Below are 13,096 nucleotides of genomic sequence, written 5' to 3' on the forward strand. Positions count from 1 at the left end.
GACGCGCCCCGGGACGATCCGGGCAGGTCCGGGGAGCCCCGAGGGGCGTCGAGGGGGGCTCCGGCGGGCGCAATATCCGTCGATCGCCACGCTCCCTTCGATGTACGGTTCTGGTGTCCCTGCCCACCACGGATGGCGGGGCCACCGATCCCGTACCGGCGGGTGAACCGGTTCACACATGTATGTGGGGACGCTGTCCTTCGACCTCCTCCTCGGCGACGTACATTCGCTGAAGGAGAAGCGCTCCGTCGTCCGCCCGATCGTCGCCGAGCTCCAGCGCAAGTACGCGGTGAGCGCGGCCGAGGTGGACCACACGGACCTCCATCGCAGGGCCGTCGTCGGCCTGGCCATGGTGTCCGGTGACGCGGGGCACCTGAGAGACGTACTGGACCGGTGCGAGCGGCTGGTCGCCGGGCGCCCCGAGGTGGAGCTGCTGTCCGTCAGGCGGCGCTTCCACGGCGAAGACGACGACTGACGACCACAGCCCAGAGACACGCAGACAGGAAAGAACGGGAGACGGACCAGTGGCCGACAACGCGCGGGCGAAAAGGCTGGCGGACCTCATCCGAGAGGTGGTGGCCCAGAAACTGCAGCGCGGGATCAAGGACCCGCGGCTCGGCTCGCACGTCACCATCACGGACACCCGGGTCACCGGTGACCTGAGGGAGGCGACCGTCTTCTACACCGTGTACGGGGACGACGAGGAGCGGAAGGCCGCCGCGGCGGGCCTGGAGAGCGCCAAGGGCATCCTGCGCTCCGAGGTGGGCCGGGCGGCGGGCGTGAAGTTCACGCCGACCCTCACCTTCGTCATGGACGCCCTGCCGGACACGGCACGCAACATCGAGGACCTCCTCGACAAGGCGCGCCAGTCCGACGCCAAGGTGCGCGAGGCGTCCGCGGGCGCCCGGTACGCCGGCGACGCCGACCCGTACCGCAAGCCGGAAGACGACGAGACGGACGACACCGCCGAATGACCCAGAAGCACACCACGCCCGACGGCCTTGTCATCGTCGACAAGCCGTCGGGCTTCACTTCGCACGACGTGGTCGCCAAGATGCGCGGCATCGCCCGCACCCGGCGCGTCGGCCACGCCGGCACCCTCGACCCGATGGCGACGGGCGTCCTCGTCCTCGGAGTCGAGAGGGCGACCAAGCTCCTCGGTCATCTCGCGCTGACCGAGAAGGAGTACGTCGGCACCGTCCGGCTCGGACAGAACACGCTGACGGACGACGCCGAAGGGGAGATCACCTCCTCCACCGACGCCTCCGCGGTCACCCGCGAGGCCGTCGACGCCGGTGTCGCCCGGCTGACCGGCGACATCATGCAGGTCCCGTCCAGGGTCAGCGCCATCAAGATCAACGGGGTGCGGTCCTACAAGCGGGCCCGGGAGGGCGAGGAGTTCGACATCCCCGCCCGGCCGGTCACCGTCTCGTCCTTCTCCGTGTACGACGTCCGGGAGGGCGTCGCCGAGGACGGCACCCCGGTGCTGGACCTGGTGGTGTCGGTCGTCTGCTCCTCCGGCACCTACATCCGCGCCCTCGCCCGCGACCTCGGCGCCGGCCTCGGCGTCGGCGGCCACCTCACCGCGCTGCGCCGCACCCGCGTCGGCCCGTACAAGCTGGACGCCGCGAAGACGCTGGACCAGCTCCAGGAGGAGCTGACGGTGATGCCCATCGCCGAGGCCGCCACGGCCGCCTTCCCGCGCTGGGACGTCGACGAGCGGCGGGCCAGGCTGCTCACCAACGGCGTGCGGCTGGAGATGCCCGAGGAGTACGCCGGATCCGGAGCCGTGGGCGTGTTCGCCCCCGGGGGCCGGTTCCTGGCGCTCGTCGAGGAACAGCGGGGGAAGGCGAAGAGCCTGGCCGTCTTCGGCTGACCGCGGCGACCGGACCGCGGGTCCGCCCGTGGAGCGGCGTCACGGGGATGGACATGACGCCGCTCCACGGTCCCCCTCGGTTCCCCCACCTCCAGGGTCCATCCCTTCGCGCCCGCCTGTTCACCCGTAGGTGCGGGCGCTCGGAGTGAACCGGGGGAGCGCACGGGGCGCGTTCGCCGGTGGACCTGTCCCGCTGATCATTTCGGGCCTAATGTCACAGACCAGGGCACGGATGTACGGCGGGAGGCTCGAGGATGCCGTCACGAATCGGGTCCCGCGAGGAGCGGGACGTCCCGGGCAGCCCCGCGGTTTCCAGCGGCGCCCCGGGATTTCCGCGTCCCCGGGACCGCGAGGACCCCTCCGGCGACGGGAGGACACCGGGGCGCGTGGAGTCGTCCGGGCGCCCCCGGCCCACCTGGGCCTCGGAGCGGCCCGGCGGCGACCTCGCCGGCCTCGGGGTCGCCTCGGCCGCCTTCGTCACCCCCGGCCGCCCGGACCCCTTCGCCTGTTCGGCCGCGCCCCGTGCTCTGCCGGACGGGGGGCCGGACGCGCCGGAGCACCCCGTCGACGACGGCCTGGTCCGCCTGCGCGACCTGGCCGGCCGCCCGCGCGGCACCGGCTTCGTCGCCGACCGGCACGGCACCGTGATCACCAGCCACGAGGCGGTCGACGGTCTGTCCCGGCTCGTGCTGTACGCGGCGGGCAACCGCCACTGTGTGGTGACCGCCGACGCCGTCACCCCGCTGCCCGCGCTCGCCCTGGCCCTCGTACGCACCGACGGGCTGGGCGTGGCGCCGCTGCCCGTCTCCGCGCGCGAGGGCGTCGGGACCGGCACCTATGTGCGCATCGCCGCCGGGGGCTGGCGCGAGGCGCGGGTCCTCGGCACGGCCGCCGTCACCTACACCGCCACCGACCGCCCGTACCCCGTCGCCAACGCCCTGGAGCTGGCGGTCGGCACCGCCGGCCGGGACGCGCTGCGGCTCGGTGGGGGAGCCGCCGGAGGCCCGGTGCTCGACGCCCGCACCGGCACCGTGCTCGGCGTCCTCGGCACCGCCCTCCGCTCGGCCGACAGCGACGTGGGCTTCGCCGTGCCGCTCCCCTCGGCGGCTCCGGCCCTCGCCGGACTGCTCGCCGAGAACGCGGCCACGGTCCCCGCCCACGGCGCCGACCTCAACCTCGCCGGGCTGGTGGAACTGACGGCCGCGTGGGACGAACGCCCCACCGGCGCGGGAGGGTTCACCACTGCCCCGACGGTGGCCACGGCGGCTCCGGCCGAGGGCGCGGCATTCGTCCCGGACATCGTGCGCCCGGCGGGCGCCGCCCCCGGACGGGCGGCTGACGCGGCGCGACTCGTGGTCCGGGGCGCCGGGTTCGTACCGGACACGGCGGACTCCGCCGTCGCTCCGGCGGGCACGGCGGTCACCTCCCCCCGCGGTGGGACAGCACCGACCACCACCGTGGACCACGTCGAACGGCTCGCCGTCCTGGCGGAGTTCGCCGCCTTCGAGCGGGGCGGTGCCACCGTACTGGGCCTGGTCGGCGCCCCCGGCAGCGGCCGCAGCACGGAACTCGCCGCGCTCGCCGCCCGCCGCCGGCGAGCCGGACGGCCCACACTGACGCTGCGCGGCGCCGACCTCCGCGAGCACGACCGCTCCCTCGCGGACGCCGCCCGCCGCGCACTGGACCGGGCCGCCGAGGCCGTCGCCGCCTCCCGTACTCCCTCACCGGTCACCCCGGACGCCCTCGGCGACGTGAGCCCGGAGCGTCTCGCCCGCCTCGCCCGCACCGCCGGCCACCCCCTGCTGCTGCTCCTCGACGACCCCGAGCGGATGCCGCCGGAACTCTTCCACCGCCTCCCCGAATGGACCGCCGGCACCGCGCGGTGGCTCCGGGCCACGGGCACGCGGCTGGTGGTGGCCTGCCGCGCGGAGTACTGGGAGGAGGCGGGGTTCCCCGACGACCTGCTGCACTCCGGCGAGCCCCGCCCCGAAGGGCTCCCCCCGTGCGTACTCCTCGGCGGCCTCACCGCCGAGGAGGCCCGCGACGTCCGTGCCCGTCACGGCATCCCCGACGGCGCGGTCACCGGCTCCCACGCCCGCCACCCGCTGACCCTGCGACTGCTGGCCGAGGTCAGGTCCGCCCTCGCCGGCGACGCGCCCGACGTCCCCGTCCACCGCGAGGACGTGCTCTCGGCCCACCTGGACCTGCTGTGCCTGCGGATCGCCACCCGCCTCGCCGCCGAGGACGGACTGCGCGGCACGGCCGTACGGCGGCTGGCGGCCCAGGTGGCCGGACGGGTCCACGAGGCCGCCCGCCGCGGCCTCGGCACCGGGCACGGCGGACTGGACCGGGAGACGTTCGAGGACCTGTTCCCGGCCGGTCCCGCCCCCGGACGGCCCGGCGGGGACGGAACCGGCTGGGCAGCCGCCGTGCTCGCCGAGGGACTCCTGGTGCCCGCGGGGACCGGATACCACTTCGCCCACGAGGAGCAGGCCGCCTGGCTCCAGGGCCTCCACCTCGACGTGGACGCTGCCCTGCGCGCCCTGGTCCACCACGGCCACCGCACCCCGCCGCCCCCGGAGTCCGTCCCGCACCACCGCGTCGGTCCCGTCGTCGAGGCCCTGCTGCTCCTCGCCCGCCGGCACGGCACCGGCCGCCTCGCCTCACGCCTGGCGGACCTCACCCACGCCCTCGACGCCGACCCCGGCTCCTGGTGGGCCGCCCGCCTGCTCACCACCACCCTCGCCCGCGTGCCCGACGCGACCCCGTACACGGACGTGCTGCGCCTGCTGACCGACCGGATCGTGGCATGGCGGGAACAACGCCGGACGGTCCCGCCGGAGCTCGGCCCCGCCTTCTGGACCGCCCTGCGGCTGCCGCCGGAGGACCGCTGCGCCCTGCTGCGCCGCCTCGTCCACGCCGACGGCCCCCCGTGCGAGGGCGGACCCCGCTTCCTGGACGCCGCCGCCCGGCTGCTCACCGCCGACCCCGCCGCCGTACTGCCGTACCTGGTGCGCTGGTTCGAGGACGAGCGGCCGCTGCCCGCCACCCCGCACGCGACCGTCGCGACGGCCGCGCAGGCGCTGCTGCACACCCACCGCCACGAGGCCCTGGACACGCTGACGGAAGCCCTCGCCGACAGCGCCCACCGGCGCGCCGACCAACTGCTCACCGTCCTGACGGAGGAGGAGCCCGCGGCGATGTGCCGGGCCGCCGACCGCTGGGCGCGCGACGAACGTCCCGCGCGCCGGGCCGCGGCGATCACCTACGGCCTGCGGGCCGCGCCGCACGCACGCGACGCCGCCGACCGCACCCTGCTCCGGTACGCGGCCCTCTCCGTCCTCGTCCGCGCCACCGACCGCGAGCTGCACGGCGGGGCGCTCGCCCTCCTCGTCCGTGACCCCGACAGCAGGGACCGGCACCTCGCCCGGGCCCTGGCCCACTTCGCGGACGGCGACCCCCACCTCCCGCCGAGCGCGCTGACCGGCGCCCTCGACACCCACCCGGGCCCCGTCCTCGACGCCTTCCGGGCGAGGCTGGCAGGAGCGGCGGATCCGGCCGGCACCTTCCACGCCCTCGCCGACGCCACCACCCCCGCCCTCGCCCGGCCGGTCGCCGCCCTCCTGCGGGACAGCGCGGCACGGCGGCCCGAACTCACCGGGCCCCTCGCCGCGTACGCCGACCGGAGACTGGACCACGGCGGCCCCGCCGACCACGCCGTACTCCGGCCCCTGCTCACCGGCCTGCTCGAGGACGGTCCGCAACCGCTCCGGCTGGTCCTCGCCGGGGTCCTCGCCGCACCCGGCACCCAGGCGTCCCGCCCGCTGCGCCGCGAACTGCTGGACGCCCTCCTCGCCCGCGAGTCCGACCCCGCCGTCCTGGAGGCGGTGCTGCGCGCCGCCCCCCGCACCAGCGGCCCCGAGCCGCGCGTCCTCGTCCACCGCACCGGGCTGCTCCTCGGCCGCACCCCGGAGGGCGCCGCCCGCTTCGAACGCTGCCTGACCGACCTGGGCCGCCACGTCCCCGGGTTCGCCGTCACCGTGGCCGGCTGGCTCGCGGACGCCCCGCGCGAGTGGGCCCCGCTCGTGGGCCCGGCCACGCGGCGGACGATCGAGGAACTGGCGGGCGCGGGAGTCCCCGCCTGACCCGCACCCACGTGCACCCCGTCACACAGTGACCATGCCGATGCGGGCGGACAGCACGCGGCATGGCACCCTTAGACCTGCGCAGAGAAGTCCGCGGACCCGGGTCCGTCCGGCAAGTTTTCGACGAGGAGCAGGCACAGTGCAGCGCTGGCGTGGCTTGGAGGACATCCCCCAGGACTGGGGGCGCAGCGTCGTCACCATCGGCTCCTACGACGGAGTCCACCGCGGGCACCAGCTGATCATCAGGCATGCCGTGGACCGGGCCCGCGAGCTGGGCGTCCCGGCCGTCGTCGTCACCTTCGACCCGCACCCCAGCGAGGTCGTCCGCCCCGGCAGCCACCCCCCGCTGCTCGCCCCGCACCACCGGCGCGCCGAGCTGATGGCGGATCTCGGGGTGGACGCGGTCCTGATCCTCCCCTTCACCACCGAGTTCTCGAAGCTGTCCGCGGCCGACTTCGTGGTCAAGGTCCTCGTCGACAAGCTGCACGCCAAAGCGGTCGTCGAGGGCCCCAACTTCCGCTTCGGCCACAAGGCCGCGGGCACCGTGGACTTCCTCGCCGAGCAGGGCGAGGTCTACGACTTCGACGTCGAGGTCGTCGACCTGTACGTCAGCGGTGAGGCGGGCGGCGGCGAGCCGTTCTCCTCCACGCTCACCCGCCGCCTGGTCGCCGAGGGCGAGGTCGGGGGCGCCGCCGAGATCCTGGGCCGTCCGCACCGGGTGGAGGGGATCGTCGTCCGGGGCGCCCAGCGCGGCCGCGACCTGGGATTCCCCACGGCCAACGTCGAGACGCTCCCGCACACCGCGATCCCCGCCGACGGCGTGTACGCAGGCTGGCTGCACGCCCAGGGCGAGGCCATGCCGGCCGCGATCTCCGTCGGCACCAACCCCCAGTTCGACGGCACCGAGCGCACGGTCGAGGCGTACGCCATCGACCGCGTCGGCCTCGACCTGTACGGCCTCCACGTCGCCGTCGACTTCCTGGCCTTCGTCCGCGGGCAGGCGAAGTTCGACACCATCGAGGCGCTGCTGGAGCAGATGGCCGAGGACGTCGAGCGCTGCAAGGAGCTCGTGGCCGCGGCCGCACCGCCGCAGTAGCGGGACCCGTACATGCCGGAAGCGGCCCCTCGGGTGAGGGGCCGCTTCCGGCGTTCGCGGGCCTACTGCGGGCCGGGCTGTCCGGGCTGCGGAGGATGGGGCTGACCCGGTACCTGCGGGTACGGCTGCCCGGGCGGGACCGGCGGCTGTCCCTGGTGCGGCTGTCCCGGGTGCGGGTAGTGCTGTCCGGGCGGCGGCTGCTGGGGGTACGGGCCGGGCATCGGCTGGCCCGGGACCTGCGGCCGGCCGGGCACGGGTTGGCCGGGCAGCGGCGGGGCGGCGACCGGCGGCGGGTTGCCGTCGGAGGTCCACAGCCCGTGCGACTGCTGGTGGCGGACGAAGTCCTCGGCGACCAGCGCGGCGAGGTTGAAGTACGCCTCCCGCACCTTCGGCCGCATCATGTCGAGGTCGACCTCCGCACCGGCGGCCAGGTGCTCGTCGAACGGCACGACGAGCACGCCCCGGCACCGGGTCCGGAAGTGCGCCACGATGTCGTCGACCTTGATCATCTTGCCCGTCTCGCGCACCCCCGAGATGACCGTGAGGGACCGCGAGACGAGGTCCGCGTACCCGTGCGCGGACAGCCAGTCCAGCGTCGTACTGGCACTGCTCGCACCGTCCACCGACGGCGTGGAGATGATGATGAGCTGGTCGGCGAGGTCCAGCACGCCCCGCATGGCGCTGTAGAGCAGACCCGTACCCGAGTCGGTGAGGATGATCGGGTACTGCTTGCCGAGCACGTCGATCGCGCGCCGGTAGTCCTCGTCGTTGAACGTCGTGGACACGGCGGGGTCGACGTCGTTGGCGATGATCTCCAGACCGGAGGACGCCTGTGAGGTGAACCGCCGGATGTCCATGTACGAGTTGAGGTACGGGATCGCCTGGACCAGGTCCCGGATGGTGGCCCCGGTCTCGCGCCGCACCCGGCGGCCCAGCGTCCCGGCGTCCGGGTTGGCGTCGATCGCGAGGATCTTGTCCTGCCGCTCGGTGGCGAGCGTGGAACCGAGGGCGGTCGTCGTGGTCGTCTTGCCCACACCGCCCTTGAGGCTGATGACGGCGATGCGGTAGCAGGACAGCACCGGCGTGCGGATCAGCTCCAGCTTCCGCTGCCGCTCGGCCTCCTCCTTCTTCCCGCCCAGCTTGAAACGCGACCCGCCGGACGCGGGCCGGCTGCTCTTCGCCTTCTGCCGCTTGCTGTTGAGCAGCCGGTCCGACGACAGTTCCACGGCAGCGGTGTAACCGAGCGGCGCGGCGCCGGGGTTGGTCGGCTGCCGCTGGTCGTGCTGGATGGGCTGCGGCCAGGCGGCCCCGGCACGCGGGTCGACGGGCTGCTGCGGCACCTGCTGCCCGGGCTGCGCCTGCGGGTGCTGCGCCTGCGGGGGCACACCGGGGTGCTGCGGCTGCTGGGGCTGCTGCGGCTGCTGGGGCTGCTGGGGAAAACCGTAACCACCGGGCTGCGCCGGGGGAGTCGGGGCGGCACCGGCGGGCGGGAAACCGTAACCGGCTTCCGGCGCGGCCGGGTTCGCGGCCGGCGGCTGGGCGGGAGGCTGCTGGGCCGCGGGAGCGCCCGGCTGCGGGAAGCCGTAACCGGCCTGCGGTGACGGCGGGTTCGCGGCCGGGGGAGTGGCGGGCTGGGCCGGGGCGCCGGGCTGCGGGAAGCCGTAACCGGCCTGCGGGTCGTGCGCGGGCGGGTTCACGGGGTGCCCCGGCGCGGGCGGCTGCTGGACCGCACCGGCGGGCGGGAACCCGTACCCGGGCTGCGGGGCCTGCGGCTGGGCAGGGGGCTGCACGGCGGGCTGCTGGGCGGCGGCTCCCGGCTGCGGGAATCCGTAACCGGGCTGCGCGGCGGGCTGCTGCCCGGGCGGGGCCGGAGCGGTCGGCGGCGGGTTCCAGGCGGCGGGCGCGGGCTGCGGTGCCTGCGGCTGGAACGGCGGCTGCTGGGCCGGGACGGCGGGCTGGTCCTGCGCTGCCGCGGGCTGCGGCTGCACCGGTGCCTGCGGCGGCTGCACGGGCCACTCGGCCGCGGGCGCGGGTGCGGCGGCGGGGTACGCCGCCGGCGGGGCCGGGGGCACCTGGGGCACCGGGGGAGTCCAGGCGGGCGCGGCGTCGGCCGGCGCCGGGACGGCATCCCGGGGCGTGCCGTCCTCGTCGGCCCCGACGCGGGTCTCCTCGGCCGGCGCCGAGCCGGACCCGACCGGCTCGGCGTCCTCCGGCTCCGGCGCCGCCGGCACGTCCTCGGCGGGCACCGCGTCCTCGGGCCCGGCCACCGGCTCCGCCGCCGAGGCGTCGCCCGCCCCGTCCGCCCCGTCGGTCCCGTCCGTCACCGGCGATCCGGCGTCCTCGTCCTCCCCGTCGGCCTTCGCGACCGCGTCCTCGGTGGAGGAGACGCCGCCGGCCGCGGCGCCGGAGGGCTCCGCGGCCAATTCACCGTCCACGGGACCCTCGGTGCTCTCGGCGTCGCCCGGCCCGTCGCCGGAGGAGCCCGCGGCATCCGCGGGCCCCGCCGGGGCGTCCTCGTCGCCGTCCGCCGGTCCTGCGGCGCCGGCCGCCGGCCCCGCATCCGCCGGTGCCCCAGCTTCCGCCGTGGCGTCCGCATCCGCCGCTGCCCCTGTGTCCGCCGGGGTCCCCGCCTCCGCGGGCACCTCGCCGGCCGTCTCCCGCTGTGCGATCTCCCGCTTCAACGCGGCGGCGGAGAAGCGGATCGTGGCACCGCTCTCCAGATCACCATTGCCGGTCGGCTCCGGCTGCCCCGGCTGCGCGGGGGAGACCTGCGACGCGGACCACGGCGCAGGGCCCCCGCCCGCCGGAGCGTCCGGCGCATCCGAGGGTGACGCCGCACCGGCATCCGGACCCCCGGCGTCCGGCGCGGCCTCCGCGTCCGGGCGCTGCGGCTCGAACCCGCTCCCCACGGGAAGCCTGGGCACGGCCACCGGCGGCCCGGACGGCGGCGCGGGAGGAGCGAACGGCGCCCCCGGCGCGGACGGGGAGTCGGACGCCGCCCCCACACCGTGCGGCGGCGGGATCGGCCCGGGCAGCGGCGGAACGGGCCCTGCGGCGGAAGGCGCCGCCGGCGGCTGGACGGGCGGGGAACCGGAAACGGGCGAAGAGGAGGAAGCCGGGGAACCGGCGGCATCGGAGGGACCGGAAGAGGAGGACGACGCCTCCGGGCCCGAACTCCCCGCGGAATTCTGCGTGTACCAGGCCGGCGGCGCGTAGTCGATGGTGAACTCGCCCGTCGTGTCGATGGCTGACTCCGCGTCGGGCTGGTCATCGCCGGGTGTCGCCCAGCCCCCGCGCGTCCCGTCCCGATCGCTGCTCACAGTTCCTCCTGATTGGTCGTGCACCCCCATGCCACGCTGGGGCGACCGTGTCCGTCGTCCGTAGTGCCTCGCAGTGGTCCGAAGCCGCTCGAGGCCGGGCGAGTTGCTCCGGCGCCGCCGGCCTCCCCCGCCCCCGTCCGGGACGCCGCCGCCCGGTTCACGGGTTCCGGCGTCACGCCCACTCCCAGCCTAATCACCACACGCCCCACATCGGCAGGCCCGTCCACCCACCACCATCGGCCCTCCGGGCCGCCGAGGGAACACCGCCGAGGACCGGCCGCCCGACATCCGCCCGCAAACGGGGCAAGCCGGGCGGTCATGTGGGAATGCGGTGAACACCGGGTGAGGGAACGACGCCGCGCGTCCCCGGTCCCGTCAGTCCATCCGCCGCGGCATGCCCAGCAGTCCGGTCTCCGCGTCCGTGGGCCGGGTCGTCACGTACTGCCGGTCGCCGTCGGCGCACCACAGCGTCACGCCGTCCGCGAGGGTGGGCAGGGACTCCACCTCGGCCGGTGTGAGGCCCATGGTGCGGCCCAGTTCCGCCGCCTCGTCCGGAGAGACCCGCTGGATGCCGGCCAGCCGGGCCCGCCGCAGCAGCCCGGGAGCGACAGGACTCAGATACGGCAACAGGGTCAGCAGCGACTGCCAGGGACCCGAGGCGACCCGCCCCCTCGGCGGTCGCATCCCGCAGTCCCGCACGACCAGTACGGGCGTCCCCGCGGAGGCGCCCTGCGGCGGCACACGGCCCACGTCGTACACCGCCAGACCGTTCTGTCCGCCGCCCATCGCGTGGAGCATCTGCAACCAGGCCTGCGGGCGGCCCGTCTCCACCGCGACGCGCGCCCCCGTCGCCGCCGCGCGCAGCGCGAGCACCTGCGCCGTCCACAACCCGCCGATCAGGACGACGTCGTACGGCGTGGGCCGGTTCAGCCCCAGCACCGCCGGCCGGCCCTCGGCGTCCACCCCGGCGATGACCCCGTCGTCACCGATCGGCAGCGCCAGCGCGTCCACCTCGGCCGCGGACAGCGTGTGCCGCCCGTGCCGCGGCCCGAGCAGCCCGAAGCCACTGAGCAGCCGCCCGACACCGCCCCGCCGGCCCGCAGGCGGGGCACCCTCGTCCGGGGGACCCTGAGCCGACGCCCCGTCGGCCGTACCCGTCGTGGTCGTCGTCACCGCGCACCTCCCAGCGGCAGCGTGGCCAGCATGCCGGGCAACTGCTCCCGGTCCAGGCGGGCCAGGCCCGCCCCGGTCCCCCGGGCGGCCTCCTCCACCGCGCGCCGCGCCGCCACCAGTTCGTCGTCACTGCGTCCCGTCACCCGCAGGTGACCGCAGAGGGACACCTCCTGCCCCTCCGCACGCGCCAGCGTGAGACTGAAGGTCGTGGCGAGCGCGGGCACCGCGGTCACACGGGCGACGAACTGGGGGAGCGACGGCCCGTCGCCGCCACCGGCCCCCGGCCACCGGCGTATCCAGTACGACGTGTGCCTGCGGTTGTCGCAGCGCCAGCTGCGGCCGGACTCCTCGGTCCGACGCTCCCTCGTCTCCGTCCGCCCCGCCTCCGCCGTCACCAGCGGATTGGCGCACGCCGACGTCGCGAGGGCCGCGACCAGCTCCTCCTCGTCCAGCACGGCAGCCCGGAAACCGGCACCCGTCAACCGGCTGGCGAGATGATGAGCCGCGCGGGCGACGCACTTCTGCGCCCCCAGCCGCCCGCCGCCCCGCGCGGCCACGGCCTCGGGACACAGTTCGGGGTCCAGCTTCAGCGCGACCCAGGTGATGCGCACCGCCGGGGCCTCGATCTGCTCCTGCAGCGGCGCGTAGTTGGCCACCGCCACGGACTGCCGGGGCAGGTGCAGCGCGGGAGCGGGCTGGGTGTGCAGCACGACCTGCGCCGACTCCAGCCGTATCCCGTCCACTTCCAGGGCGTCCCGCACCAGACCCAGCGGCAGCGGCCGGCTGCCGCGCTCCGCGCGCAGCGCGGTGAAGTCCGCCTCCACGTGCACCACCGCGGTGACGAAGGTGCCGTCCCCGATGATCCCCACCGGCCGCCGGTCCCGCACCCCGTGGGAGTACGTGCGCAGCGCCGGCGCGCATTCGAGCACCGGCACCAGCCCCGGCTCGGTCCCCGGCGGCACCACGAGCGCCGCGGCCCGCTTCCGCCGCGCACGCAACGCCCGCGCGGTGGCCAGCCATTCGGGCAGCGAGCGGCCACGGCGACGGACCACGGCCAGCGCCACGAGCACGGCGGCGACGACCACGGCCGGCACCAGGCCGACCGGACCGGTCACCCAGCCGACGAGCAGCACGGCCGCGGCGATCTCCAGCAGCACAAGCCGTTGCAACCGGAACGAACCACCTTGTTCCGGGCGCGCCTTGAGGCGCGGCTGCTCCCGCGAGGGCTCCCCGGCCGCCGACGGCTGCCCCGCCCCCTCGGGCCCGCCCGCGGACGGCCCCCGCACTCCCGCCGGGCCACGCACCCGCGTCCCCGAAGCCCTCACACCATCCCCCGATCTGCTCAACTCGCCCCGGGCGCCTGCCCCGCCACGGGCCCGGAAGGAGCCCGAACCCTACCTGCTCCCCGCACGCCGACGATCACCAGGCATAGTAGGGGGCCCGTCCGACAACGGACGGCCCGGGACTCGGACCCCGGGGGCGGTAA

Annotated in this window: 8 protein-coding genes; 5 read left to right on the plus strand and 3 right to left on the minus strand. The window is 76.0% G+C overall.

The genetic code is table 11. The features are described from left to right. Positions 1 to 178 precede the first annotated feature (178 nt). The 5 genes from IE172_RS17370 to IE172_RS17390 all read left to right on the plus strand — a co-directional run bounded on the left by IE172_RS17370 (position 179) and on the right by IE172_RS17390 (position 7,117). Positions 179 to 475, plus strand: a complete 297-nt coding sequence (locus IE172_RS17370; protein ID WP_190098142.1) for a DUF503 domain-containing protein — start codon at positions 179 to 181, stop codon at positions 473 to 475. 49 nt (positions 476 to 524) lie between these two features. Next, positions 525 to 974 (plus strand): 30S ribosome-binding factor RbfA, encoded by a 450-nt coding sequence (gene rbfA, locus IE172_RS17375; protein ID WP_190098143.1) that lies wholly within the window; start codon positions 525 to 527, stop codon positions 972 to 974. Then, positions 971 to 1,876 (plus strand): tRNA pseudouridine(55) synthase TruB, encoded by a 906-nt coding sequence (gene truB / locus IE172_RS17380; protein WP_190098144.1) that lies wholly within the window; start codon positions 971 to 973, stop codon positions 1,874 to 1,876. Before rbfA ends, truB begins: the two co-directional genes overlap by 4 nt. A gap of 527 nt (positions 1,877 to 2,403) precedes the next feature. Further along, on the plus strand, positions 2,404 to 6,021 hold the full coding sequence (locus IE172_RS17385) for a trypsin-like peptidase domain-containing protein (protein WP_190098186.1): 3,618 nt from the start codon (positions 2,404 to 2,406) through the stop codon (positions 6,019 to 6,021). 139 nt (positions 6,022 to 6,160) lie between these two features. Continuing rightward, complete coding sequence (locus IE172_RS17390; RefSeq protein ID WP_190098145.1) at positions 6,161 to 7,117, plus strand: bifunctional riboflavin kinase/FAD synthetase; 957 nt, start codon at positions 6,161 to 6,163, stop codon at positions 7,115 to 7,117. Positions 7,118 to 7,179: 62 nt separating this feature from the next. Here IE172_RS17390 and IE172_RS17395 read toward each other — a convergent pair whose 3' ends face one another. From IE172_RS17395 to eccE, 3 genes are all read right to left on the minus strand, one after another. After that, positions 7,180 to 10,437, minus strand: coding sequence for an SCO5717 family growth-regulating ATPase (locus IE172_RS17395; protein WP_229886140.1), 3,258 nt, complete (start codon positions 10,435 to 10,437; stop codon positions 7,180 to 7,182). 375 nt (positions 10,438 to 10,812) lie between these two features. Next, complete coding sequence (locus tag IE172_RS17400) at positions 10,813 to 11,610, minus strand: hypothetical protein (protein ID WP_190098147.1); 798 nt, start codon at positions 11,608 to 11,610, stop codon at positions 10,813 to 10,815. After that, complete coding sequence (gene eccE, locus IE172_RS17405) at positions 11,607 to 12,935, minus strand: type VII secretion protein EccE (RefSeq protein WP_438817019.1); 1,329 nt, start codon at positions 12,933 to 12,935, stop codon at positions 11,607 to 11,609. The genes IE172_RS17400 and eccE overlap by 4 nt, the downstream gene beginning before the upstream one ends. Between the last annotated feature and the right edge of the window lie 161 nt (positions 12,936 to 13,096).

Source organism: Streptomyces griseoflavus (genome assembly GCF_014649995.1).
GTDB classification, from domain to species: domain Bacteria; phylum Actinomycetota; class Actinomycetes; order Streptomycetales; family Streptomycetaceae; genus Streptomyces; species Streptomyces griseoflavus.

Bases quoted from the DNA above. Each gene is read 5' to 3' on its own strand.
- IE172_RS17370 (WP_190098142.1), top strand. From the start codon at position 179: ATGTATGTGGGGACGCTGTCCTTCGACCTCCTCCTCGGCGACGTACAT.
- truB (WP_190098144.1), top strand. From the start codon at position 971: ATGACCCAGAAGCACACCACGCCCGACGGCCTTGTCATCGTCGACAAG.